Source organism: Streptomyces thermocarboxydovorans, from assembly GCF_039524635.1.
GTDB classification, from domain to species: Bacteria; Actinomycetota; Actinomycetes; order Streptomycetales; family Streptomycetaceae; genus Streptomyces; species Streptomyces thermocarboxydovorans.
The window spans coordinates 122415-148063 of record NZ_BAAAGU010000004.1 but is presented as its reverse complement, the minus strand read 5'-3'; the positions used below and the strand labels follow the sequence as shown (position 1 = coordinate 148063).

Genomic DNA, 25649 nt, shown 5'->3' with positions numbered 1-25649 from the left:
CGAGCTCACCAGCCGGTGAGGGGTGGGGTCGTCTCCGACGGCGGCTCCACCCACGGCTGCACGGTGACCGCCCACACCGTGAAGGCCACGGCCGCCGCGAGCAGCAGCACCCACATCACCCGGCGCGCGACGGTGCGGCGGCGCAGCATGCGCGCCCCGAGCCGTACGGCGTCCGTGTGCAGCTCGGGCGGCACGGCGGCCGGTGACCGCTCCTCCAGCATCCGCCGCACCAGCGCCTCACGGCTGACCCGGCTCATGACGACACCGCCTTCACGCCCCCGACCGCCGGGGCGGGGCCCGGCGGCGGGCGCAGCACCGCGGTGACCGCGCGCAGGCAGATGGCCCGCACCCGGTCCGTGGACAGCCCGAGCAGCGCCGCCGTCTGCTCCTCGGCGACCCCTTCGTAGAGCCGCAGCACCAGGACGAGCCGTTCCTGCGGGCTGAGCCGGGCCAGCGGGCCCGACGGGTCCGTCCGGGAGCGCAGCAGCCCGCCGAGCTGGTGCCAGGCGCTGTGCGCGAAGCGGGTGGCCAGATGGCGGCGGGTGCGGTCGTAGGGGTCCTCGCCGCGCAGCCGGTCCCAGTCGGCGTACGTCTGCGCCAGCGCATGGGTGAGCAGGCGCCGTGCGCGCGGGTTGTCGTCCGGCGCCTCCGCGGTGAGCAGCGTGGCGGCGTGCAGCAGCCGCCCACCCGCACCCGCGACGAACGCCTCGAACTCGCGGACCCGGCGGACCTCCTGGGACACATGCCCGTGTCGCACCGCGCCTCCCGCACGTGGGGACCCGGTCTCATATCAGCCAGTCGCGCCCCCCGGGGTCAAGGGGCGCGCGTGCCCGGATGAAGGGGCGCGCGTGCCCGGAGTGCGGTCCGGCTCAGGAGCGTGCCCGGAGTGCGGTCCGGCTCAGGAGCGTGCCCGGAGTGCGGTCCGGCTCAGGAGTCCTGCTGGGTCTCCGGCGCCGGGACCCCCTGCGCCGACATCCGCGCGGACAGGGCGGCGTTGAAGCGGGTCAGGAGCGCGCAGAAGGACTCGCGCTCCTCCGGGCTCCAGTCGTGGGTGAGCTCGGCCATCAGCTGCCGGCGGGAGGTGCGCACCTCCTCCAGGCGGGCCTGCCCGCGCGGGGACAGCTGAAGGACGACCGCACGGCCGTCCTCGGGGTGCGAGGTGCGCTTGACCAGGCCGGTGTCCACCAGCGGGGCGACCTGCCGGGTGACCGTGGAGGAGTCGATGCCCATGCTCGCGGCGAGTGCCTTGACCCCCATCGGGCCCTCTTTGTCGAGGCGGTTGAGCAGCAGGTAGGCGGCGCGGTCCATGGAGTTGCGCACCTGCCCGACCCCGCCGAGCCGGGTCTGTTCGGCGCGGCGGGCGAACAACGCCACCTCGTGCTGGAGGGTCTCGAGGAGACCGTTGTCACCGACGCTCGTCATGTCCATCGACATTTCAGGTGTAGTGGGCATGGCCGGGGGCTCACTTCGTGGAGGCTGCTGATTGGGGGACAGAGTACGCGGCCGGACGGCGGGGCGTACCGGCGCTGCGCAAAGCCGCGTCCGCCAGATGGTCGCACCGGTCGCCGGCCCCCGTGAACTGCGATGCTGGTGTCATGAGCTACGGCACGGCTGACTCCTTGCGGACCGTCACGCTCGACGATGTGCGAGGTGCTCAGAAGATGCTCTCGGGCGTGGCGCGGACGACCGCGATGGAGGGCAGCAGGCATCTGTCCCAGCTGGTGGGTGCCCCGGTGCATCTGAAGTGCGAGAACCTTCAGCGCACCGGCTCGTTCAAGCTGCGCGGCGCCTATGTGCGGATCGCCGGGCTGCTGCCCGAGGAGCGCGCGGCCGGTGTGGTGGCGGCCAGCGCCGGAAATCACGCGCAGGGTGTGGCGCTGGCGTCCTCGCTGCTCGGGGTGCGTTCCACGGTGTTCATGCCGAAGGGCGCGCCGCTGCCGAAGATCAGCGCCACCCGGGAGTACGGCGCCGAGGTACGCCTGCACGGACAGGTGGTCGACGAGACGCTCGCCGCCGCCACGGACTACGCCCGGGAGACGGGCGCGGTGTTCATCCATCCCTTCGACCACCCCGACATCATCGCGGGCCAGGGCACGGTGGGCCTGGAGATCCTGGAGCAGTGCCCGGAGGTGCGCACCGTCGTCGTCGGGATCGGCGGCGGGGGTCTGATCGCGGGGATCGCGGTCGCCGTGAAGGCGCTGCGGCCGGACGTGCGGATCGTGGGGGTGCAGGCGGAGGGCGCGGCGGCCTATCCGCCCTCGCTGGCGGCCGGGCGTCCGGTGTCGGTGCGCAATCCGTCGACCATGGCCGACGGAATCAAGGTGGGCCGGCCGGGGGACGTGCCGTTCGGGATCGTCGGCGAGCTGGTGGACGAGATCCTGACGGTGAGCGAGGACGAGCTGTCCACCGCGCTGCTGCTGTGCCTGGAGCGGGCCAAGCTGGTCGTGGAGCCGGCCGGGGCGAGCCCGGTCGCGGCGCTGCTGAGCCGGCCCGGTGCCTTCGAGGGGCCGGTGGTGGCGGTGCTGTCCGGGGGGAACGTCGACCCGGTGCTGATGGAGCGGGTGCTGCGGCACGGCATGGCCGCGCAGGGCCGCTACCTGGCCGTTCGGCTGCGGCTGACGGACCGGCCGGGTGCGCTGGCGACGCTTCTCGGGGTGTTGTCAGTGGTCGACGCTAACGTCCTCGATGTGAGCCACGTGCGGACGGACCCACGGCTGGGGCTCACGGAGGCGGAGGTCGAGCTGCATCTGGAGACGAAGGGCCCGGCGCACTGCACCGAGGTCAACCAGGCCCTGCGCGAGGCGGGCTACACCGTCATCGGCTGAGGGCGGCCCTCACCGGCCGGGGGAGACCGTCTCGGCTGAGGGCGGTCCTCGTGGACCGGCGGTGGCCGTCGTCGACCGAGGGCGGGAGATCCGGCGCCGGCGTCATTGCGTCACTCGTTCGAGAACTTGTTTGAGCAAGCGGATTGAGAAACGCGATACATCGCGTTATGGTGTGACCGTCGCCACCGCGCGTCGCGCCCGGCTTCGCAGGCCGGTGCGCGCCCGAAAATCCCGCGCGGTGCGAATCGCACATACCTAGGCTTTCCGAAGAATCCCCGAGACGTGGAGACACATATGCCAGGCGCCATCTATGCCGAGGGTCTGGTGAAGACCTTCGGAGACGTCAGAGCACTGGACGGCGTCGACCTCGATGTCCCCGAGGGCACGGTCCTGGGTCTGCTCGGGCCGAACGGTGCGGGCAAGACCACCACCGTCCGGTGCCTGACGACCCTGCTGCGGCCCGACAGCGGCAAGGCGGTCGTCGCCGGCATCGATGTGCTGAAGCAGCCGGACGCCGTGCGGCGCTCCATCGGTCTGTCCGGCCAGTTCGCCGCGGTCGACGAGTATCTGACCGGCCGCGAGAACCTGCAGATGGTCGGCCAGCTCTACCAGATGCGGGCCAAGGCGGCCCGCGCCCGCGCGGACGAACTGCTGGAGCAGTTCAACCTCGCCGACGCCGCCGACCGCCCGGCCAAGACCTACTCCGGCGGCATGCGCCGCCGGCTCGACCTCGCGGCGGCCCTGGTGGTCTCACCGCCGGTGATGTTCATGGACGAGCCCACCACGGGCCTCGACCCGCGCAACCGCCAGCAGCTGTGGGACGTGATCAAGCAGCTGGTCTCGGGCGGCACCACCCTGCTGCTGACCACGCAGTACCTGGAGGAGGCCGACCACCTGGCGCACGACATCGCGGTGGTCGACCACGGCCGGGTCATCGCCAAGGGCACCTCCGACCAGCTCAAGGCCCGCACGGGCGGGGAGCGCGTGGAGGTCGTGGTGCACGACCGGGAGAACATCGCCGCCGCCGCCGAACTGCTCGACAAGTACAGCCTGCACGGCGCCGGCAAGGGCGACACCACGGTCGAGGACCACATGCGCAAGATCACCACCCCGGTCACCGGCGGCGCCAAGCTGCTGGCCGAGATCATCCGCGATCTCGACGCCCGGGGCATCGAGATCGACGACATCGGGCTGCGCCGCCCCACCCTCGACGACGTCTTCCTGTCCCTGACCGGACACGTCGCCGAGGTCAAGGACGAGGGCAACGGCGAGCAGGCCGCGAAGGACGCCAGAGGACACCGTCACAAGAAGGAGGCCGTCAAGTGAGTGCCGTCACCGATGCCGTGCGGGTCACGGCACCGGGCAATCCGATCACCCAGTCCCTCCGGGACTCCCTGGTCGTCGCCAAGCGCAATCTGATCCGCATGGTCCGGATCCCCGAGGTGGTCATCTTCGGGCTGATCCAGCCGATCATGTTCGTGGTGCTGTTCTCCTACGTGTTCGGCGGCTCCATGAACATCGCCGGCAGCACGGACCCCTCCGTCTACCGCGAGTTCCTGATGGCCGGCATCTTCGCCCAGACCGTCACCTTCGCCACCGCCGGTGCCGGTGCGGGCATCGCGGAGGACATGCACAAGGGGCTCATCGACCGCTTCCGCTCGCTGCCCATGGCGCGCGGCGCGGTGCTCACCGGCCGCACCCTCGCCGACCTGGTGCAGACGGCGCTCACGCTGCTGGTGCTGGCGATCGTGGCGTTGCTCGTCGGCTGGCGGACCCACACCAGCTTCGGCGAGGTGCTCGGCGCCTTCGGGCTGCTGCTCCTGCTGGGGTACGCCTTCACCTGGATCGGCGCGGTGATCGGCCTGTCGGTCCGCACGCCGGAGGCGGCCACCTCCGGAGGGCTGGTGTGGCTGTTCCCGGTGACCTTCGTGTCCAACGCCTTCGTGGACTCCAGCCAGATGACCCCCTGGCTGCGGCACGTCGCCGACTGGAACCCGTTCAGCGCCACCGTGCAGGCCTGCCGCGAGCTCTTCGGCAACCCCGGGGTGTCCCCCTCGGACGCCTGGCCGATGCAGCACCCGGTGCTGGCCTCGGTGATCTACTCCGTGCTGATCATCGCCGTGTTCCGGACGCTCGCGGTGCGCAAGTACCGCTCCGCGGCGGCCTGAGCGGCGGCCCAAGGACACGACAAGGCCCCCGGCATCGCGCTTCGGCGCGGTGTGACGGGGGCCTTTGACGTGTAGGGCCTTTCGTTTGGATCAGCCTGCGGGAATCGCCGGCGACTTGTCAGCACCGGTGAGCGGGGTGATCCAAACGACAGGCCCTGGGTCCCGTGCGGCGGGATCAGCCGGTGTACGGCTCGGCCTTGAGGATCTTCACGGTGGCCTTCTTCCCGTTCGGGAGCTCGTACTCGGCGTCCTCACCGACCTTGTGGCCGATGACACCGCTGCCGAGCGGGGACTGCGGCGAGTACGTCTCGATGTCCGCGCTCGCGTACTCACGCGAGGCGAGCAGGAAGGTCAGCGTGTCGTCCTCGTCGCCGTCGAAGGCGATCGTCACGACCATGCCGGGCGCCACCGCGCCGTCGGCCGCCGGCGGCTCGCCCACCTTGGCGTTCTCAAGGAGCTGGGTGAGCTGGCGCACACGGAGCTCCTGCTTGCCCTGCTCCTCCTTGGCCGCGTGGTACCCGCCGTTCTCACGCAGGTCGCCCTCCTCACGCGCGGCGGCGATCTTCGCGGCGATCTCCGCCCGCGCGGGACCAGTAAGGTACTCAAGCTCGTCCTTGAGCTTGTTGTACGCCTCCTGGGTCAGCCAGGTGACGTTCTCGCTGGTCTGGGTCACAGGTGCTCCTCGTAGGTACTGGGATACAAAGCATCGCCCTACCCAGAAGGATGTGCCTCCACGGATGGGCGAAACCACGAGCCTAACAATTCACTTCCCCAAGGGGGAGGACATAAGCCTCCGCAGTCCGGTTGCCGCAGGTCAGAGGATGCGTATTCCTCGCGACACCCGGAAGTGATCAGTCCGCGTGGCAGCCGAGCAGCTCCGCCGTGGTTCCGGGGGCGGTGGTGCGCAGCGTGACGACCTTGTCGATGCGGGTGGCGTCCCCGTCGAAGCGGAAGTCGGCGCGGCCCACCTCGGCACCGTTCTCCGCCTGGGAGCGGACCGTGCAGTACCCGGTGGCTGCGGCGTCCTTGCGGACCTCCAGATGCACCCGCACCGCGTCCTCGCCGGCGTCGAAACTGATCAACTCGGCGCTGATCTCGTTCTGGACCACGTAGTGGTAGCCGAACCAGCCGACCAGGCCCAGCAGAAGAGCCCCGAGCACGGCGCCGACGACCTTGAGCGTGCGGTCTGCGCGCTCGTCCGAGGAGCGGCCGTAACGGCCCTCGGGCAGTCGCGTACGCACCGTACTCATGATCGTCTCCTTGGGGGCCGGGCTCCGGAATTATTCCGCCCCCGATTCGGTCACTATAGAAGCCGCCGAAGGCGCCCCGCACACAGGGCGCCCACCGAGGAATGCGCCACCGCACACCGGGCGCCTAGCGACTTGAGGATTGAGTCTTGACTGACCAGCTGCGACTGATGGCCGTGCACGCGCATCCGGACGACGAGTCCAGCAAGGGCGCGGCCACCATGGCGAAGTACGTTTCCGAGGGGGTGGACGTGCTGGTCGTGACCTGCACCGGCGGGGAGCGCGGCTCCATCCTCAACCCCAAGCTGCAGGGGGACCCGTACATCGAGGAGCACATCCACGAGGTACGCAAGAAGGAGATGGACGAGGCCCGCGAGATCCTCGGCGTCAAGCAGGAGTGGCTCGGCTTCGTCGACTCGGGCCTCCCCGAGGGCGACCCGCTGCCGCCGCTGCCCGAGGGCTGCTTCGCCCTGGAGGACGTCGACAAGGCGGCCGGCGAGCTGGTGCGCAAGATCCGCTCCTTCCGTCCCCAGGTGATCACCACCTACGACGAGAACGGGGGGTACCCGCACCCCGACCACATCATGACCCACAAGATCTCGATGGTGGCCTTCGACGGTGCGGCCGACACCACCAAGTACCCGGAGGAGGAGTACGGCCCGGCGTTCCAGCCGCTGAAGCTGTACTACAACCAGGGCTTCAACCGCCCCCGCACCGAGGCGCTGCACAAGGCCATGCTGGAGCGCGGCCTGGAGTCGCCGTACGGGGACTGGCTCAAGCGCTGGGACGAGTTCGAGCGCAAGGAGCGCACGCTCACCACGCACATCCCCTGCGCCGACTTCTTCGAGATCCGCGACAAGGCGCTGATCGCGCACGCCACCCAGATCGACCCCGACGGCGGCTGGTTCCGGGTCCCGCTGGAGATCCAGAAGGAGGTCTGGCCGACGGAGGAGTACGAGCTGGCGAAGTCGCTCGTCGATACCTCCCTCCCCGAGGACGACCTCTTCGCGGGCATCCGGGACAATGCCTGACATGAGCGCAAGCGCAAGCCTGGCCCTGACCCACCTGGTCCCGCTGGCCAAGGAGATCGACAAGGACAAGGTCACCCCCGGTGTCCTCGGCTTCATCGTGTTCGCGGTGATGGCCCTGGCGGTGTGGGGGCTGATGAAGTCCATGAACCGGCACATGAACCGGGTCGACTTCCTCGAGGCCCCGGCCCCCGCCGCACCCGAGGCCGGTGAGGACGGAGGCGACGCGGCGGACGACACGAAGGCGACCGCCTCCGGCGGCAACGCCGGCAACTCAGCGAAGAAGCAGGACTGAGCCCACCGCCGGGGCGGAAAAGCCCCGGACCCCCCGGAGGGCTACGCCTTCGAGCCCGCTGTCACGCCCATCACCTCGCGGGCGTTGCGGCTGGGGACCATGCCGAGGCGCCAGGCCTGCCAGCCGGCGTCCAGGTTGACGCCGCGCTCCAGGAGCAGCTGGTAGGCCTCCACGTAGTCGTCCAGCTTCTCGTCGCGTGCCGGGTGGGCGGCGCGGGACAGCTGGGCCAGCTCCTCCTGGGCCACCGCCGTGCCGACCTCCACGCCGCCGGGGGCGGCGTACGGCAGGAGCGTGCAGCGCAGGAAGCGTGCCCAGTCCTCGCCGCGCCGGTCGCCGTAGGAGACGAACAGGGTGATCGCCTCGTCGCACAGCGCCAGCGCCTGCTGGGTGCGGGCGTTGCCCGCGTCCACCACCGCCAGCTCCAGGCAGGTCCACGCCTCCCCGTGGGCGACGCCGATGCGCCGGAAGTCGGCGCGGGCGTCGACCAGGAGCTGCCGGGCGAAACCGGAGTTGCGCAGCGAGCCCGTCTGCGCGGCCCGCTGGTCGCGGGTGACCCGCGCCGAGTGGTGCCGGGCGCAGGCCAGGCCGTAGACGTCGCGCATCCGGGAGAACATCGTCCGGGCGCGTTCCAGCTCGCGCACCGCGCGGTCCAGGTCGCCGGTCTCCTCCAGCGCCTGGCCCAGGTAGTACAGCGTCCAGGCCTCGCCGCGCGCGTCCTCGTTGTCCCGGTGCCGGGCCGCCGCCGCGCGCAGCTCCTCCACGGCGCGGGAGGCGTCGCCGTCGGTCAGCCGGGCCCGCGCCAGCTGGGTCAGCGCCCACGCCTCGCCCCGGCCGTCGCGGGTGCGGCCGTACAGCTCGAGCGCGGAGCGCAGTTCCGACTCGGCGCGCGGCACGTCGCCCAGCCGCAGATACAGCTGGCCGAGCTGGAAGTGCGCCCAGGCCTGGCCGTGCACCGACTCGCCGGCCTGGTGCAGCACCAGCGACTCGGTGAGCAGGCCCAGCGCCTCGCCCAGCCGGGCCCGGTCGCGCTCCACCGCGGCCAGCGCGTGCATCGTCCATGCCCGGTCCGTGGCCAGCTCCGGCGCCGCCTGCAGGTCCAGCGCCTCGCGCAGCCGCGCCGAGGCCTCCGTCAGGTTGCCCTGGTGGTGCAGGGTGATCCCGAGCGAGGTGAGCGCGCGGGCCGCGCCGGCGTCGTGATGCGCCTCCCGGTAGAGGTCCACCACGGACGTCAGGGTGGTCCGCGCCTTGTCCAGCTCGCCGAGCTGGCGGGCCGCGATACCGGTGCGCCACTGCACCGACCGCACCAGCAGCCCTTCGTCCACCGCCTGCGCCAGCTCGTTGATCTCGCCCAGCCGGTACAGGTCGCCGCGCAGCAGGCAGTAGTCGCACAGCGCGCCCAGCAGATTGAGCACCGCCCCTTGGTCGACGCCCTCGGCGTGCCGGAGTGCCGCCGTGATGAAGCTGGACTCGTCGTCCAGCCAGCGCAGCGCCTCGTCCAGCGAGGTGAAGCCGTAGGAGCCGAAGCGGTCCGAGCGGGTCGACATGTTGCCGTCCACCAGCCGCAGCACCGAGTCGGCGAGCTCCGCGTAGTTGACGATCAGCCGTTCCTGCGCGGCGGCCCGCTCCGCCGGGTCCTCCTCGTCGAGCAGCCGGGCCAGCGCGAAGGCGCGCACCAGGTCGTGCAGCCGGTAGCGGCCCCGGCGCACCTGGGAGATCAGGCCCGCGCGGGCCAGCGTCTGAAGGTGCCGGGTGGCGTCCGCCTCGTCGGTGGCCAGCAGGGCCGCCGCGGCCGCCGCGCCCAGCGAGGCCCGGCCGGCCAGCGTCAGCCGCCGCAGCAGCCGCCGGACCGGGTCCGGCTGGTCGGTGTAGCGCAGCCACAGGGCGCGTTCGACCGGCTCGACCGGGCCGTACGCGGCGAGGTCCGAGGCCAGGGTGCGCGGTGAGCGCGCGCCGAGCCCGGAACCGGCGATCCGCAACGCCAGCGGCAGCCCGCCGCACAGCTGACGGATCTGCTCGTGCGCCTCGGCGTCGTAGGGGCCCGAGGAGTCCTGCGCGGCGCTGGTCAGCAGCTCCTCCGCACCGGCCGCGTCCAGCGGCTCCACCGGCAGCTGATACACCCGCGCCGGAAGGTCCTCCGGCAGGCCGAGCGGTGCCCGGGAGGTGACCAGGACCAGGCTGTCGGAGCGCTCCGGGACCAGGGTGCGCACCTGCTGCGGGTCGCAGGCGTCGTCCAGGACGACCGTCACCGGCATCCCGGTCAGATGCTGGTGGTACAGCTCGCTCAGCCGCCCGACCTGCTGGTCGGGGGAGGAGCGCTCACGGAACAGCAGCTGTTCGCGGGGTGCGCCGAGCCGGTTGAGCAGATGCAGCAGCGCGTCCCGGGTGGACAGCGGGGGCTCGCCGGGGCTGTCGCCGCGCAGATCGACCACGCAGGCGCCGCGGAAGTAGTCCCGCAGCTCGTGCGTGGCGCGCAGCGCGAGCGTGGTGCGGCCGCTGCCGGGCGCGCCGTGCAGCACCACCACCGTCGGCTGGGTCTCCGTGCTCGCCCGGGCGGCCTGCACCCACTGCCGGATCCGCGCCATCTCCTCCCGTCGTCCCGCGAACGGGCCCGCCGGGTCGGGGAGCTGGCCGAACGACTGCTCCAGCACGCTGCGCCCGCGGGCCGCCGCGCTCTTGTCGGCACCTCGCAGCCGCGGTCCCGTCGTCTTGGCGCCGGTCGACGCGGCCAGCACCCGCTGCTGATCGAGGAACGGGCGGATGCCGCGCACCTCCAGCGCCGTCAGCCACTGCAGCCGCAGCTGCTCCGGACCGCCCGGCTGGCTCACCGCACCGGCGCGATGGTGCGCGGCCGGAAGGTGCGACCCGGCCACCTTCACCACGGTCGCCGCCGCCCCGGCCACCCCGACCGTCACCCCGGCCCCCAGCGCGATGCTCGCCCCGGTGCCCAGGGCCAGGTCCGCGACCACGGCGGTCACCCCGGCGACCCCGGCCACCAGCAGCGGGGTCCCGGCACCCTCACGGGCGTAGCGCTGCCGGAAGGTGAGCTGCCCGGCCTCCGCCTCGTCCAGCGCCCGCGTATACGCCTCGTACTCCTCCGCCGCCGTCTCGGCCATGGCGTCCAGCGCTCCGCGCGCCCGCGCGAGCAGCACCTTGCCGTCGATGCGTCCGCCCGACCGGCGCACCTCCTCCTCCACGGCCCGCGCCAACAGCCGCTCGGCGTCGGCCCGATGACCGTCCCTCATGTCCCGTCCCCCTCCGGCAGCAACTGCACTGCCTATGAGTGTCCTTCGGACCCGCCCGTCGCGCGAGAGGGCGCGATCACCGGAGCAAAAGCGTCAGCGGGCTCGACGGGGGACACCTGGTCAGGTGTGGGGCTGGTCGAGGCGGTTGAGGAAGTCGAGCGCCCGCCGGGTGGCCTGTTCTGCGGCATCCCGGTCGTGCGAGGGCAGACTGCTGTCGGTGAACAGGTGCCGGTCACCGGGGTAGATGAACAACTCGGCGTCCGGTGCGGACTCGACGAGCGCGCGGGCCTCGTCGACGTCGCCCTCCCCGGCGAAGAACGGATCCGCGTCCATGCCGTGGACCTGGACGGGTACGTTCCGGGGCCAGACGTCACCGAACTCCGACACCGGCAGACATGCCTCCAGCAACAGTGCGCCCTTCGCGTCGGGTCGGGTCTGGGCCAGCTTCTGCGCGGGCAGGACGCCGAGTGAGAATCCGACGTAGACGAGTTCCGCGGGCAGTGCCTCCGCGGCGGCAACTCCGCGCTCGACGACCGTGTCGAATCCGATGTTCTCGGCGTAGTCGATGCCCTCCTCAAGGGTGTCGAACTTCTTCCCCTCGAACAGGTCGGGGACATGGACTGTGTGTCCGGCCTGCCGCAGGTTCGCGGCGAACTCGCGGACACCGGCGGTCAGCCCGTGCCCGTGGTGGAAGACTAGAACCTCAGCCATGTTCCTCTCCTCGCGGTCCGTCCGGTGCCCGGATGGGCATCACCGCACACTATCCCCGTCGCATGCTGAGGTATGTGCGTGCGTTGTGAGGAAGGCCGGGACCGGACAGGTGAAGGTCTCAGACGGCGACCTCCGGCGCGGCCGGACCGAGGTGGTGCACGGCGGTCCGCTCCGCGTGCGGGGCCAGCAGGCTCTGCAGTTCCTTCGCTGCCGTCTCGAGCAGATGACCGTGGTCGGACTCGTGCAGGCACTCCAGGATGAATACGACGTCGGTGGAGTCCTCGGTGACGCGGGTGCGGTGGGCGTCGCGGTGGTTCCAGCAGCGGGTCAGGACACCGGCGCTGTCGGCGTAGATCACCTCGCCGGGCTTGGGGTTCTCGACGGTGTCCGGTTCGCCGAGCGCAGTGAACTCCTCACCGCCGTCTGCGTACCGGATCTCGACGTCGCCGACCACCTGGTCCAGGTCGAAGGCGCCGGCGGGCAGTCCATGACGGACGGAGACGCTGTTGTAGGAGTCGACCGCCGGGTTGATGCGCGGCAGGCTGCCCTTCTTGGCCATACGGCGACCGAGCGCGTCGACACTGGGCCGGACCCGGCGGGGGTTGACCCCGAAGGAACGGTACGCGGTGTGCCACGCCTCGATACGGGGATCGCTCTCGTCGGCGGGGCTCCAGGACCCGTCCGCGAGTTGCCGCTCCAGGTCTGCCAGGGCGTGGGCGGTCTCGGGCCAGGACTCGTGGCCGCGCAGGCCGGTGGCCGTGATCAGCGCGATCAGGGTGCCGGGGAAGGCGTCGGTGACGGCGGGGGCGATGCGAAACAGGGTCATGAGAGGTGGCTTTCCTACCGGGGAGACGTGTGTTCTCTGGCGCAGCGAGATCCTTGGCCGTCCGAACTTAACGTACGTCGCCGAGACACAGTCTCCGGCGGTGAGTTCAGGATCTGCGCCCGGCGGCCATGACCGGTCCCCGTCCGTTCACGCCTCGATCGGGCATCATGAGCGGGCATGGATGCACTGGGAGTTCAGGACGTGCTCGCGGCCATCGACAGCGGGCTGACCGATTGGCGGAAGCTCGCCCAGCCCCTCATGGCCCGGTTCCGCACCGCTGACGCCGTCAGCGGTGCGGAGTTCGTGGCGGCCGTGACACGCCGGGCGGCCGCTTCCGGGTACGAGATAGCCGACATCCGGCTGGGGCCCGGGTACGTCGACGTGGCCCTGTACACCGTGCACGCCGAGACCGGGCGGCGGCAGGTGACGGAGCAGGAGCTGACCTGGGCACACGCCATCAGCGCGCTCGCGGCGGAGCACGGTCTGCGGGCGGTTCCCGACGAGGTCACCCAGATCGAGCTGGTCCTCGACGCGCCCTCAGTGACGGCCTCGGGACCGTTCTGGACCGCGCTGCTCACCGGAGACCCCGACGGCACCCTCGTGCGCGACACGATCTTCGACCGCACGAACCGGGTCCCCAGCATGTGGTTCCAGCCCACCGACGCGCACCAGGTTCCCCGTCAGCGCTGGCACATCGACCTGTGGCTGGCACCGGAGGCGGCAGCGGGCCGCATCGCGGCCGCGCTCAAGGCAGGGGGCAAGGTGTTCGACGACAGCCACGCACCGTCGTACACCGTTCTGGTCGACCCGGACGGCAACCGGGTCTGTGTGTGCACGGCCGCCGGCCGCATCTAGCCGGCCGTATCCGGCGGACATCCCGGAAGGATGATCGCGGTCCCCGGTAAAGGGGACAGGAAGTGAATGGCACAGATCTATAGCATCGCTCGCGACAGGGAAGCGCTGCGGGGTATTCGCGGCCATGGTTGTTGCGAATGCGTATGGACGGCTGAGGCAATAATTGGCGAGCTGACGGACCGATATCGGTCGCCGTGACGGCACACGTCGAAAGCGCGTCGACGGAACTCCGCCGAGTTCCCGCTGCGGTGAATGAACGTGCCCGATGCTCGGTACTCACGGCGCGTAGGTCGACAGTTTTTTGCGATGCTTCCGTGCGCTCCCCCCAGCAACAGCCGGACTTGCTCCATTGCTGCCGGGGGGGACCGATGACGACGCACCAGACACGCTCTGTCGCCCAGCCCGAGGACGAGAAGCCGTACCGGAAGGGGTACCGGCCGCTGCCGGAGCTGCGGGCCGAGATCGCCGCCGCGCATCGGACCCGCCCCGTGCTCACGGCGTGCTGTGCGGCTCTCGACGTGCTGGTCGCGGTCTCGGCGGCCGTGGCCTGCGGATGGGCGCTGGTCTCCGTGAGCCTGTGGACGTCTCTGCCCCTCGCCCTGGCCGGCTGTGTCGTCGTGGCCCGACAGCTGCGGGCGCTGGAGAATCTCACCCACGAGGCATCGCACTACAACTGGGCTCGGCGTCATCGCCGTTGGAACGACATGCTGGGCTTTCTGCTCGCCGGCCTGCCGACCGGTGGGCGGCTGTCCGCCTACCGGGAGAGCCATCTGCGCCACCACGGAAGGTTCGGCACCGCCGAGGACCCCGACCGCCGGCGTTACGCCGAACTCGACCTGGAGGGGATGCGCCGCTCGTCGGCTGCGGCGTTCGCGGCGTCCGTGCTCAGCCGGGTCGTGCGGTACCAGATCGGCTGGCTGAGTGAGGTCAGGTCGGACCTGTCCGTGACCGCTGCCATGCTGCTGTGGAGCGTGACGCTCGTGGCCGTACCCGCGGGACTGGCCGCGGGGCCCTCCGGAGCGGTCGCCGCCGAGGCGGTCTGGATCGTATCGGCCTTTCTGGCGCTTCCGGTGCTGCGGCTCGTCGCCGAGGCGGACGAGCACATCTACTCCGACTGCGACACCGTCTTCGAGGCCACCATCTCCAACGTCGGGCTGCTGCAGCGGGTGCTCGTCCACCCGCACGCCGACGGTTACCACACCGTCCACCACCTGTGGCCCGGCATCCCTCATCACGCCCTGCGCCGTACGCACCGGATGCTCATGGAGCGGGACCCCGAGTACGCCCGGCGGATACGGATCCGCCGGGGCGTGCTCGACACCGCGCGGGCCCGCGGGACTACTCCAGCTCGCTGAGCAGGACCTCCAGTGCGGCGGTGTCCGCCTGCTCGGCCTGGGCGCGGACGATCAGCTGGGCCAGGCTCTCGACCGTCGGGGACTCGAAGACCTCCCGCAGCGCCAGTTCGATCCGGAACGTCTCCCTGATCCTGGAGACGAGCTGGGTCGCGAGCAGTGAGAAGCCGTTCAGCTCGAAGAACGTGTTGTGGACACCCACGCCCTTGACGTCGAGCAGTTCCTCGAATATCTCGACCAGTTGGCGCTCCACCGGTGTACGAGGGGCGACATAGACGTCCCCGTCGTCGTCTCCGGCTGGATCGGGCAGACCGCTCGGGTCGTAGTCGCCGTCGGGGGTGAGCGGAAGCCGTTCGAGTGTCAGCAGCTGCTGGGGCATCAGGGTCTCCGGGAGCCGGAGCGTGAGGTGCCGGCGCAGTTCGGACACGCTGACCTCGTCCTCGCCGGCGGCGACGAAGGCGACGAGGCTCACCCGGTTGTCGGGCCCGGGGAGTTCGGTGACCAGTGCGTCCCGGACGGCGGGCAGGTCCCGCAGCGCCGCGACCACCTCCACCAGGTCGGTCCGGGTACCCGCTGTGCCGGCGAACTCCAGGGTCCCGTCGGGGAGCCGGCGACCCAGATCACCGGTGCGTCGGGACTCGGCGCGGATCTCTCCGATCTCGCCGGGCGCGACGGACAGTCCCGCCGGGTTCAGCAGTTCGGCGTGGGTCCCGCCGACCCCGGTGCCGAGGGGGACCCGCAGCGGCGCGGTCCGCGGTGACCAGTCGTCCGGCACGTCGAAGGCGGCCAGGGGGCAGCCCGTGGCGTCCAGGCGGTAGAGGGCGGTGACCCGGCAGGACGGCGCCATGCGACGTGCGAGCTCCACGTCGTGGGAGGTCAGCCGGCCGTCGTTGTCGAGGAAGACCTGGCGCAGCAAGGGAAGTCGGACGTCGTGCGCGGCCAGGTCCCGCAGCTGCGGCGCGGTCAGGTGGAGGACGGTCACCGGGGTGTCCCGCAGCCAGCCGGACAGGGCCGCGGGGGAGCCGGTGGCCGCCTCGTCAGGCATCACCAGGGCGGCACCGGCGGCCCGGGAGGCGTTGAGCGCACACATCAGGGCGCCGGCCCCACCGGTGAGCACGGCGAACCTGTCCTGCCGACCGAAGTCGTACCGGCCGACCGTCCAGTCGTCCACGACGGGCACGGGGCCTTCCCATGCCGCCTCGGACGCGTCGGTGACCTCCGCGAGGAGGGCCCGTACGTCGATCGCCGTCTCGGGGGTGTCCTCGGCAGGTGCCGGGTCGAGAACCGTGGTGATGAACGGGTGGTGGGCCAGACCCGGATCGGCCGCCACGGCCGAGAAGGGAATGCCCGCCAGGGTGCAGCCGAGCGCGGCGACGGCGAAACCCGCCGTACGCCGCTTGATCACGGCCACATCCCCTTCGCCGCGCGCCGTGAGGCTGCGCGCGGTCCGCTCGGCCGCCGCGTACATCTGCGCGTACGTCCAGGAACCGGAGCTGTCCGCCAGCGCGATTCCCTCGGCCGCGGGAGGCTCCGGGCGGGAGACCTCCGCCGTGGGGAGGGCAGGGGCGGCCGGAATGTCCTTCGGTGCCTGGAGCGGATACTCGAGGATGCAGCGGGAGGGGTCGGCCGCGGCGCCGGCCAGGAGAGTCCGCACCTGTTCGAGCAGGGCGCGCATCATCGCGGCGTCGTACCGGTCCCGGTGATGGACCAGCTCGAACTTGACCGCCGTGTCCGACATGTGTGCGGTCAGGGTGAGGTCGAACTTGCTCGGCAGGGCCGGCGGCTCCACGTTCCGTACGGAGACGCCCGCCAGCTCCCAGTCCTCCGAGGTGCTTTCCACCATGTTCAGGACGACCTGGAACAGCGGGGTGTGGTTGGGGTCGCGAGGCACCTTCAGCTCGTTGACGAGCACGTCGAACGGAGTGTCCTCGTTGTGCGCGTACCCGTCGAGGGCGACCTTGCGCACCCGGCCGAGCAGCGTGTCGAAGGCCGGGTCGCCGGAGAGGTCCACGCGCAGCGGGAGCGTGTTGACGAAGAAGCCGATCAGGTCCGTCGTCGCCGCGTCGTTGCGGGTGGTGACCGGCGCCCCGATGACCAGATCGTCCTGGCCCGACCAGCGCCGCAGCACCGTGGCCAGCAGGGTCAGCAGCAGCATGAACGGGGTGACACCGTGGGCCTGGCACAGCTCATGCAGGGCGGCCGTCTCCTCGGCCGAGAGCTCCGCCCACACCCGGCCGCCCTCGGCGCCCTGGTCGGGGGACAGCCGTCGGGCGACCGGCAGGTCGAGGGCGGCCGGACTGCCCTCCAGGTGCTGCCGCCAGTAGCTGACCTGTGCCTCGAGCTTCTCCGGGGTCAGCCAGGTGCGCTGCCATGCCGCGTAGTCCCGGTACTGGACAGGGAGCGGGGCAAGGCCGGCGGCGTCCACATCGCCGCCCGCCTCGTACAGCCGCGACAGCTCCGCGAGGAACAGCCGGATCGACCAGGCGTCCGAGACGATGTGGTGGATCGTGATGCTCAGCAGGTGCTCGTCGTCGGCGAGTTTGACCAGCAGGCAGTGGAAGAGAGGGCCGGCCGCCAGGTCAAAGGTGGTGGTGGCCTGTTCGTCCGCCAGCTTGAGCGCGGCGCCCAGACGGTCGCCGGCGAAGCCGCTGAGGTCCTCGACGGGAATGCGCCAGGCGTCGTCCGGGGGTGCCACGGACTGGACGGTGCGGCCGTCCACCACGGGGAAGGTGGTACGCAGGGTCTCGTGCCGGGCGATGATGGCCCGGATGCTGCGCTCCAGCACCGCCACGTCGAGATCGCCGATCAGTCGCTGCCTTCCGTGCACGTTGTAGGCGACGGAGGAGCGGAGCTGGTCCTCCAGCCACAGCCGCCGCTGGTCGTAGGAGAGCACCGCCTCGGCTCCCTCCGGGCGCGGCACGATTCCCGGGCGGCCGGGGGTGAGGGCAGCGGCGATGCGCTCGACCGTGCCCAGCTCGAAGACCTGACGGACGGACACCTCCACGCCGAGTGTTTCGCGCAGCCTGCCCACCACCTTCGACGCCTGGAGGGACTGGCCTCCCAGGTCGAAGAAGTTGTCCTGCCTGCCCACCGCGGGGACCTCCAGGACCTCGCTGATGACATCGGCGATGGCCTGCTCGGTGGGTGTGCGGGGCGGCGCGGAGGGGGCGGGCGCGTGCCAGTCGGGTGCGGGCAGCTCGGTACGACTGATCTTCGCGGTACGGGTGTACGGCAGGCTCGCCATCGGGACGAGCACCCTGGGCACCATGTAATGCGGCAGGACGGCGTACAACTCGGCGCGCACATCCGCCTGTTCGGCGGTCCCGGTGAAGTAGCCGGCGAGCTGGAGCTGTCCGGCCGGGTCGGTGACGGGCACGACCGCGGCGTCGGTGACGCCGGGGAGGGCGCGCAGCTGGGCCTCGACCTCGCCGGTCTCGACACGGTGGCCCCACAGCTTGACCTGGCCGTCGCGGCGGCCTACCAGTTCCAGGGAGCCGTCGGGGAGCAGCCAGGCGAGATCGCCGGTGTGATAGCTGCGGCCCTCGGGCCCGTCGTGGAAGACGGCCGCCGTCTGGGCGGGGTCGAGATAGCCCAGGGCCAGGGACGGCCCCGAACAGATGATTTCGCCGAAGAGTTCGGCGGGGCGGCCGTCCGCGCCCCGCAGATGTACGTCGACGCCGGGGATGGGGCGGCCGATGGGCACGGACGCGCGAGGGAGCGCCTCGCCGGGCTCGATGACGTGCATCAGGGCGACGCTGCACTCGGTGAGCCCGTAGACGTTGACGATCCGGCAGTCGGGAAGCTTCCGCTGCACAAAAGTGACGTCGTCGCGGGTGAGCTTCTCGCCGCCGTACGCGGCGGTGTGCAGGGTGTCGGGCCAGTCGGCGGCGCCGACGGCGGTGGCGAGTTCCCGGAACGCGGTCGGTGTGGAGTGGTAGATGGTCGCCCCGGAGCGGGCCAGGGTCTCGCGGACCGCTTCGGCTCCGTCCCGGCGCAGGTCCATGGGGCAGGCGGTGGCCCCGTGGACCAGGGCCGAGTAGAGGTCCTGGCCGGCGCCGTCCGCGGTGTAGGAGCAGACCATGGTGAGCCGGTCGGTCTCCCGCACACCGAGCACTTCGGCGTAGGCGTACACGTGCCGGGCCACGTTGTGGTGGCTCTGCACGACGGCCTTGGGCTGCCCGGTGGAGCCGGAGGTGAACAGGACGTAGGCCACGCCGTCCGGGTCGAGCGGGGTCCAGGCGTCCAGCGGACGCGCCGTGCTGCCGTTCACGTCGATCACCGGCCTGCCGCCCGCGACCTGCTCGGCCAGCGCACGGTTGGCGGGATCGGTGACGATGGCGTCGGCGTCGGTGAGTTCGATCAGCTGCGACAGGCGGCCCTCGGGCGCGTTGGGGTCGAGCGGCATGTAGGCATGACCGCTCGCCATGATGCCGAGCATCGCCACGGGTACTTCGACCCCTTGCCCGCAGAGGATCCCGACCCGCCCGTGGTCGGCCGCCACCCGCTCGCGCAGGGCGCCGGCGAGCACGCGTGCACGGTGGTCGGTCTCGGCGTAGCTGAGGACGACGTCGGGGGTCCACAGGGCCACCCGGTCGGGGTGGAGCGCCACCTGCTTCAGGAACGCGTCGGCGACGGTGGCCCCCTCCGGGGCGACGGACGGGGTGAGGGGGATGCCGGAGCCGTCGGTGAGGCGCAGTTCGCCCACGGCACGGCCCGGGTCGACCGCGACCTGGGCGAGCAGTGTGACGTACCGGTCGAGCATGGCCTCGGCGGTGTCGGAGTCGAACAGGTCCTGGCTGTAGCTGAGCAGCAGGTCGACGGTGCCGTCGGGCAGGTCTTCGACGTACAGCTCCAGGTCGTACTTGGCGGGCAGCCGCTCGGCGGGGATCTGCTCGGCGTCCAGGCCCGGCGCGGTGAAACCGGCCCCGGGCTGGCTGAGGTAGTTGAACATCACGTCGAACAGCGGGGTGCGGCTCGGGCCCCGGGCGGGCAGGTCGAGCTCCTCGAGGATCGCCTCGAACGGCGCGTCCTGGTGGTCGAGGGCGTCGAGCACTGTCCGGCGGACCTGCCGCAGCAGTTCGGTGAAGGGCACGTCGTCGCGGACCTCGGCACGCAGCACGACGGTGTGCAGAAAGAATCCGACGAGGCGCTCGAAGTCGCTGTGGTTGCGGCCTGCGACGGGCGAACCGACCGCGATGTCCGTCTGCTCGCTGTGCCGGTGGAGCAGCACCATGAATGCCGCGAGCAGCACCATGTACGGACTGGCCGCATGCTCCGCCCCGTGGGCGTGCAGTCGCCGTGCGATGTCGGCGGGGACCCGGTGACGGGCCAGTGCACCCCGGTAGCTCGGGCGGGCCGGGCGCAGCCGGTCGGTACGCAGCTCCAGAGGGGCCACACCGTCCAGCTGCCGACGCCAGTAGTCGATGTGGGGGGTGAGGGCTCCGCTGTCCAGCGCTTCCCTCTGCCAAGCGGCGTGGTCGGCGTACTGGACGGGCAGCGGCTCGAGTCCGGGGTCGCGTTCTTCCAGCAGCGCCGCATACGCCCGGCCCAGTTCCTCGCCCAGGACGGCGAGGGACCAGCCGTCGGCGACGAGGTGGTGCACGGTGAGGAGCAGGATGTGGTCCTCCTCGCCCAGTTCCGCGAGGTGGACGCGCAGCAGCGGGCCCGCACTCAGGTCGAGCCCCTTCGCCGCCTCTTCGGCGAGGTCCGCCAGCTCCGACTCCGTGCTCAGCGAGACCCGTTCGAGGCCGGCGAGCGGCTCGGGGTGGATGAGCTGCCGCAGCTCTCCGTCCACCTCGCGGAAGGTGGTGCGCAGCGTCTCATGACGTTGTACGACCGTACGCATCGCGCGGTCCAGGAGGTCCGGGCGGACCGCGCCGGTGATTCGCAGCGATCCCTGGATCAGCCAGGCCCGGTGGGCGGCGGGATCCATCCGGCACAAGAACCACAGCTGCTGCTGACCCGTGGTCACCGCGGCCGTCTCGGTGCCGTCCGGACCAGGCAGGCGCGGCGCGGTGGCCGGCACCGGCCGTGTGCCGTCGTCCTTCAGCGCCGCCGCCAGCTCGGAGAGGACCGAACGCTCGAACAGCAGGCGTACGGAGGCGTCCGCACCGGCGCGCTCGCGCAGCCGGGTGAGGACCTGCCCGGCGAGCAGGGAGTGCCCGCCCAGGTCGAAGAAGTCGTCGTCACGGCCGACGGTCTCGACGCCGAGCACCTCGCGCCAGATTTCGGCGACGAGTTCCTCGGTCGCGCCGCGGGGCGGCTCGCCCCGGCCGGCCGTCTGCACGGGGGCGGGCAGGGCGCGCCGGTCCACCTTGCCGTTGGGGGTGCGCGGAATGGCATCGAGCACCACGAAGGCGGAGGGCACCATCGCGTCGGTCAGGGTCCGGCGCAGATGGTCGCGCAGCTCCGCATGGTCGACGGCGCCGGGCGCGGTGGCCGTCACATATCCGACGAGCCGGTCGCCGTGCATCATGGCGACGGCGTCATCCACCTCCGGGCGCCGACGCAGGGCCGCCTCGATCTCGCCCAGTTCGATGCGCTGTCCGCGCACCTTGACCTGGAAGTCCTCGCGCCCGAGGTAGGCCAGCTCACCGTCCGGACGGTAGCGGACCAGGTCGCCGGTCCGGTACATGCGCCGGCCGGGGGCGAACGGATCGGCGACGAAGCGTGAGGCGGTCAGGGCGGGGCGGTTCAGATAGCCGCGGGCGAGGCCCGCCCCGCTCAGGTACAGCTCGCCCACGGCACCCACCGGCACCGGGCGCAGTTCGGCGTCCAGCACATAGGCGTGCTCGTGCGGCAGCGGCCGCCCGATCGCCGGGTCCCGCTCGCCGCGGGGCACTCGGGACCAGGTCGAGTAGGTCGAGTCCTCGCTCGGGCCGTAGAGGTTGTACACGGCCTCGATGTGCCCGGTGGCGTACAGATCCTCCACCAGGGCGCCCGGCAGGGCCTCGCCACCGAGGCCGATCACCTTGGGGGTGCCGCGCAGACCACCGCCGGCGATGAGCTCCCGTGCGGCGGAGGGCACCGTGCAGATCAGGGTGACGTCGGGCGCGTCCGGGGCGAGGAGGGCGAGCGGGTCGTCCACGACGACGACCGCGCCACCCGCGCTGAGCGTCCCGAAGAACTCGAAGACCGACACGTCGAAACAGACCGATGTGGAGGCGAGCACCCGTGACAGCTGGTGAGCGGTGTACTCGCGCAGCCCCCAGCGCACCATCTCGACGGTGCTGGCGTGGGTGAGCATCACTGCCTTCGGATTGCCGGTCGAACCCGAGGTGTAGAGGACGTACGCGAGCGAGTCCGGCCGGGTGCCGGTTCCGCCGACCGGTGTCACCGGCTGCCGGTCGAGGGCCTCGTGGTCCAGCTCGGTGAGGATCGTGCGGGCGCCGCTGTCCTCGCGCATGAACGCGATGCGTTCGGCCGGGTAGGCCGGGTCGAGCGGCAGATAGGCGGCACCGGCCTTGAGGATGCCGAGCATCGCCACGGCGAGATCGGCGGTGCGCCGCAGCTGGATGCCGACGATGTCCTCGGGACCCGTGCCGCCGGCCCGCAGGAGGTGGGCGAGCTGGTTGGAGCGCTCGTCCAGTTGGCGGTAGGTGAGCTGCTGCCGGGAGTCGGTGACGGCAACCGCGTCCGGTACGCGGGCGACCTGCTCGGCGAACAGATCGGTGAGAAGAGCCGGTTCTGTGTCGGGTTGGGGACCTGAGCCCCACTGGGCGAGGAACGCGCGGTCCTCTGCGGTGTGCAGGTCGAGGTGCGCGGCGAGCCGGTCGGGGTCCGCGAGGGCCTCGGTTAGCAGCACCCGCAGCCGCTCGGTCATACAGCGGGCGGTCGTCGCGTCGAAGAGGTCGGCGTTGTAGTCCCAGCTGCCCCACACTCGCTCGCCGTCGCGCCACAGGTGGAGTTCGACGTCGTGCTGGGTGGCCTGGCGCGGCAGCCGTACCGGTCGCAGCGCGGTGCCGCCCAGTCGGGGCGTGCCGAACTCGCCGTGGAACACGAAGTGGGTGCGGAACAGCGGCGAACGGTCCATGCTGCGGCCGGCCCCCAGCGCGGCGACGACGTCCTCGAAGGGGGCGTCGCGGTGGGCGAGGGCGTCGAGGCTCGTCCGTCCGGCACGGCGTACCAGCTCACGGAAGGTGGGGCGGCCCGACAGATCGGTGCGCAGGACCAGCGGGTTGGTGAGCAGCCCGACGATGGCGTGCCGGCCGGGACGGGAGCGGCCCGCCTCGGCCGTGCCCACGCCGAAGTCGCTCTGCCCGCTGTGGCGGCCCAGGAGCAGCTGGTAGGCGGCGAGGAGGACCGTGAAGAGGGTGGTGCCCTCCTCTTTCGCGAGTTGTTCGGCGGCGGCCACCAGGTCGGCGGGCAGGTCCACCGGGACCGATCCGGCCGCGAAGCCGCGATCCGCCGTACGCGGCCGGTCGGTGGGCAGGTCGAGCACGGGCAGCCCGGTCAGCTGCTCCTTCCAGTAGGCGAGATGACCGGGGTCGGACACCGCAGCGGGGACGTCCGCCCCGGGCAGCGGCAGCTCACCGCCGCCGTAGAGATGCTCGAGCTCACCGAAGAGGACGCGCAGCGAACCGCCGTCGCACACCAGGTGGTGGGCGACGAGGACGAGGAGGTGCTCCTCGTCGGCGAGCCGGATACCGTGCACACGGACCAGGGGCGCCCGGCCCAGGTCGAACGGCTCCGCAGCGGCCCGTGCGGCGAACTCCTCGGCGGCGCCGGGGGCGTGGCGCAGGTCGGTCCAGACGGTGGCCGGTCCGGCGGGCTCCGCGTGCACCGTGCGGACGGGGCCTTCGGGGCCCGCCGCAAAGGTGCTGCGCAGGGCGGGGTGACGGCCGATCAGAGCACTGACCGCGGCGTCGAACCGCTCCTGGTCGAGTGGGCCCGTGTGCCGGACCGCGAACGTCAGGTTGAATACCGGGGTGTGGGGGTGGAGCCCCTCGAACAGCCAGATGCCCTGCTGGGCGGGGCTGACCGAGGCGGGGCCGCTCGCGCTGCGCGCTGCACGCCAGCGTGCCACCAGGTTTCGTCCAGTCGTCAGGTCCATCACGCCGCCGCCTCGCCCTTGATCACCGTCAGGACGCGATCGAGTACCGCGTCCTCCGCCCGCCCGTCGGCGAGCCATCCCTTCACCAGCTCGTTCGCCACGTCCTGCGGGTTCGCCGCCGAGAGCACCGTCCCCAGCGGCACCGGCAGTTGCAGCGCGTCCTCCAGGACCGCCGCCGCCTCGGCGGCCAGGACCGAGTCCAGTCCCAGATCGATCAGACCGTCCGTCGGCCGGCACTCCGGGATGTCCCGGACCGCGGCGACGATCCCGCAGATCAGCGTGGTCAGCTCGTCGGTCGCCGCCGACAACGAGGGTCCCCCGGCGGACAGTTCGCCGAACCGTTCCGGATCGTCGACGATCGCGTCGGCGTAGGCCCCGGCCAGGAATTTTTCCCGGCAGTGCGAGCGCCGCACCTTGCCGCTCGATGTGCGCGGTACGGCACGGGGCGGTACCAGGACCACCAGCCCGAGGGGGAGCCCGGTGCCCGCGAGCACGGCTGCGCGCACCCGTGCGGCGAGTTCCGAGGTGCGCTCGCCGCGCACCTCCATGACCAGGACCGGGCACGCGGAAGGGCCGTCGACCAGGAACGCGGCGGCCGTACCGCCCCTGCGGCCGAGCAGTTCCAGGGCGGGCGCCTCGACGTCCGACGCGTGGTGGTTGGCGCCCCGGAACACGATGACGTCCTTGGCCCGTCCGGTGACGGTCAGTTCGCCCGCCCGCAGGTAGCCGAGGTCACCGGTGCGCAGGTACGTCTCGCCGTCCAGCTCGCCGAACAGCCCGGTGGAGTCGGCGCGGTGGTAACCGGGCGTGATGTGCGGTCCGGCGATCCAGATCTCGCCCTCCTGTCCCTCCTGCCTGGGCGCGCCCGTGTCCGGGTCCACCACGGTGACGCGCTGGCCGTCCACGGGAGCGCCGCAGCTGGCCGTGCCGTCGGACGTCGGCCCCGCCCAGTGGCCCGCGCTGACGATCAGCGTCGCCTCCGCCAGCCCGTAGCAGGGCACGAACGCCCCGGGGTCGAAGCCGGCCGGCGCGAAGCGCCGCGCGAACGCTTCCATGGTCTGCTGCTTGACCGTCTCGCCGCCGCTGAAGGCCACGCTCCAGCCCGACAGGTCGAGCCCTTCCAGCGAGGCGTCATCGTGCGCCCGGCGCACACACAGCTGGTACGCGAAGTCGGGGCCGCCGCTGACCGTGACACCGTGCTCCGTGATCTGCCGCAGCCAGGACAGCGGCGCCTTGAGGAAGTCCTCCGGTGGCATGATCCGTACTGGAATGCCTGCCGACATCGGTGCCAGCAGCCCTCCGATGAGACCCATGTCGTGGTACGGCGGCAGCCAGGTCATACCGCGCGAGGATTCGCTCAGACCGAACGCCTGCGCGATGGCCGCCGTGTTCGCCGCGATGCTGTCGTGGCGGACCAGGACCCCGCGAGGGTTCCCGGTACTGCCGGAGGTGTACTGGATGATTCCGACCTGCTGGTCCGCGGCACCTGGCGGGCGGAACCAGTTCGTGCCCTCGGCCTCCACGCCGGGGACGGTCAGGAAGGACGCCTCCCCCATGCCGGCGTGCTGCTCGGGGGCCAGGACGACCGAGGGCCGGGCGTCCTCCACGATGCCGGCGAGTCGTGCGCGGTCCGGGAGGGACGACTGGTTCGGCGGATAGGCGGGAATCACCGGACGGCCGGCCAGGAATGCGGCGAACACCGCGACCACGTACTCCAGACCGGCGGGGTAGAGCAGCAACGCCGGTCCGTCACCGCAGCGGGTCAGCTGCCCGGCCAGGGCAGAGGCCCGCCCGGCGAGCGAGCCGTAACTCAGCTCTGTGGTCTGCCCGTCCCTGCCGACGAGCTCATAGGCGGTGGCGTCCGGCTCCCGCTCGGCCCGGGAGCGGAGTATGTCGACCAGAAGGTGTGCGCGCTCGATCATCAGGGGGCCCTCCCAAGCATGCGATGTCCGACGGTCCGACCGGGGAATTCGGGCAGACCGGGTAAGCCCCCCGCGCTGCGGGCGCACCGCTCGTGGCGCCGGCCCTGCTGCCGGGGACCTGAGGCC

The 25649-nt window shown here is 71.7% G+C and carries 17 protein-coding genes; 7 read left to right on the top strand and 10 right to left on the bottom strand.

Going from position 1 to position 25649, the window contains the following annotated elements; all coding sequences use genetic code 11:
* Nucleotides 1–5 precede the first annotated feature (5 nt).
* The 3 genes from ABD198_RS03065 to ABD198_RS03055 form a co-directional block, all read right to left on the bottom strand.
* Entirely contained in the window at nucleotides 6–257 is a 252-nt protein-coding gene (locus ABD198_RS03065; protein WP_343997724.1) for a hypothetical protein, read from the bottom strand.
* Nucleotides 254–757, bottom strand: coding sequence for a sigma factor-like helix-turn-helix DNA-binding protein (locus ABD198_RS03060; RefSeq protein ID WP_343997723.1), 504 nt, complete (start codon nucleotides 755–757; stop codon nucleotides 254–256). The genes ABD198_RS03065 and ABD198_RS03060 overlap by 4 nt, the downstream gene beginning before the upstream one ends.
* A 170-nt stretch (nucleotides 758–927) precedes the next feature.
* Entirely contained in the window at nucleotides 928–1434 is a 507-nt protein-coding gene (locus tag ABD198_RS03055; protein WP_343997742.1) for a MarR family winged helix-turn-helix transcriptional regulator, read from the bottom strand.
* A gap of 161 nt (nucleotides 1435–1595) precedes the next feature.
* Between ABD198_RS03055 and ilvA the strand changes: the two genes are divergently transcribed.
* From ilvA to ABD198_RS03040, 3 genes are all read left to right on the top strand, one after another.
* Entirely contained in the window at nucleotides 1596–2825 is a 1230-nt protein-coding gene (gene ilvA / locus ABD198_RS03050) for a threonine ammonia-lyase (RefSeq protein ID WP_343997722.1), read from the top strand.
* Nucleotides 2826–3119: 294 nt separating this feature from the next.
* Nucleotides 3120–4151, top strand: coding sequence for an ATP-binding cassette domain-containing protein (locus ABD198_RS03045; RefSeq protein ID WP_343997721.1), 1032 nt, complete (start codon nucleotides 3120–3122; stop codon nucleotides 4149–4151).
* Nucleotides 4148–4993, top strand: coding sequence for an ABC transporter permease (locus ABD198_RS03040; protein WP_343997720.1), 846 nt, complete (start codon nucleotides 4148–4150; stop codon nucleotides 4991–4993). The genes ABD198_RS03045 and ABD198_RS03040 overlap by 4 nt, the downstream gene beginning before the upstream one ends.
* 175 nt (nucleotides 4994–5168) lie before the next feature.
* Here ABD198_RS03040 and greA read toward each other — a convergent pair whose 3' ends face one another.
* Both greA and ABD198_RS03030 read right to left on the bottom strand, forming a co-directional pair.
* Entirely contained in the window at nucleotides 5169–5666 is a 498-nt protein-coding gene (gene greA / locus ABD198_RS03035; protein WP_343997719.1) for a transcription elongation factor GreA, read from the bottom strand.
* Between the two features lie 178 nt (nucleotides 5667–5844).
* Entirely contained in the window at nucleotides 5845–6243 is a 399-nt protein-coding gene (locus ABD198_RS03030; protein ID WP_343997718.1) for a DUF4307 domain-containing protein, read from the bottom strand.
* Nucleotides 6244–6389: 146 nt separating this feature from the next.
* Here ABD198_RS03030 and mca point away from each other — a divergent pair, with 146 nt between their 5' ends.
* Both mca and ABD198_RS03020 read left to right on the top strand, forming a co-directional pair.
* Nucleotides 6390–7271, top strand: coding sequence for a mycothiol conjugate amidase Mca (mca, locus tag ABD198_RS03025; protein WP_343997717.1), 882 nt, complete (start codon nucleotides 6390–6392; stop codon nucleotides 7269–7271).
* Nucleotides 7264–7563: a hypothetical protein gene (locus tag ABD198_RS03020; protein WP_343997716.1), complete on the top strand. Its 300-nt coding sequence runs from the start codon at nucleotides 7264–7266 to the stop codon at nucleotides 7561–7563. Before mca ends, ABD198_RS03020 begins: the two co-directional genes overlap by 8 nt.
* Before the next feature lie 41 nt (nucleotides 7564–7604).
* Here ABD198_RS03020 and ABD198_RS03015 read toward each other — a convergent pair whose 3' ends face one another.
* The 3 genes from ABD198_RS03015 to ABD198_RS03005 form a co-directional block, all read right to left on the bottom strand.
* Nucleotides 7605–10805 (bottom strand): tetratricopeptide repeat protein, encoded by a 3201-nt coding sequence (locus tag ABD198_RS03015; protein ID WP_343997715.1) that lies wholly within the window; start codon nucleotides 10803–10805, stop codon nucleotides 7605–7607.
* Nucleotides 10806–10925: 120 nt separating this feature from the next.
* A complete protein-coding gene (locus tag ABD198_RS03010; RefSeq protein ID WP_343997714.1) occupies nucleotides 10926–11516 on the bottom strand; it encodes a dienelactone hydrolase family protein in 591 nt (196 codons plus the stop codon).
* Nucleotides 11517–11634: 118 nt separating this feature from the next.
* Nucleotides 11635–12342 carry a B3/B4 domain-containing protein gene (locus ABD198_RS03005; protein WP_343997713.1) on the bottom strand — a complete coding sequence of 236 codons (708 nt, stop codon included), beginning with the start codon at nucleotides 12340–12342 and terminating at the stop codon, nucleotides 11635–11637.
* Nucleotides 12343–12519: 177 nt separating this feature from the next.
* Between ABD198_RS03005 and ABD198_RS03000 the strand changes: the two genes are divergently transcribed.
* Complete coding sequence (locus ABD198_RS03000) at nucleotides 12520–13197, top strand: VOC family protein (protein WP_343997712.1); 678 nt, start codon at nucleotides 12520–12522, stop codon at nucleotides 13195–13197.
* Nucleotides 13198–13565: 368 nt separating this feature from the next.
* A complete protein-coding gene (locus ABD198_RS02995; protein WP_343997711.1) occupies nucleotides 13566–14552 on the top strand; it encodes a fatty acid desaturase family protein in 987 nt (328 codons plus the stop codon).
* On the opposite strand, the gene ABD198_RS02990 is transcribed toward ABD198_RS02995, so the two are convergent.
* The gene (locus tag ABD198_RS02990) at nucleotides 14536–23601 is read right to left on the bottom strand and encodes an amino acid adenylation domain-containing protein (protein WP_343997710.1); all 9066 of its coding nucleotides are present in this window, start codon (nucleotides 23599–23601) and stop codon (nucleotides 14536–14538) included. The genes ABD198_RS02995 and ABD198_RS02990 overlap by 17 nt on opposite strands.
* Nucleotides 23601–25523: a fatty acyl-AMP ligase gene (locus ABD198_RS02985; RefSeq protein ID WP_343997709.1), complete on the bottom strand. Its 1923-nt coding sequence runs from the start codon at nucleotides 25521–25523 to the stop codon at nucleotides 23601–23603. The genes ABD198_RS02990 and ABD198_RS02985 overlap by 1 nt, the downstream gene beginning before the upstream one ends.
* Nucleotides 25524–25649 lie beyond the last annotated feature (126 nt).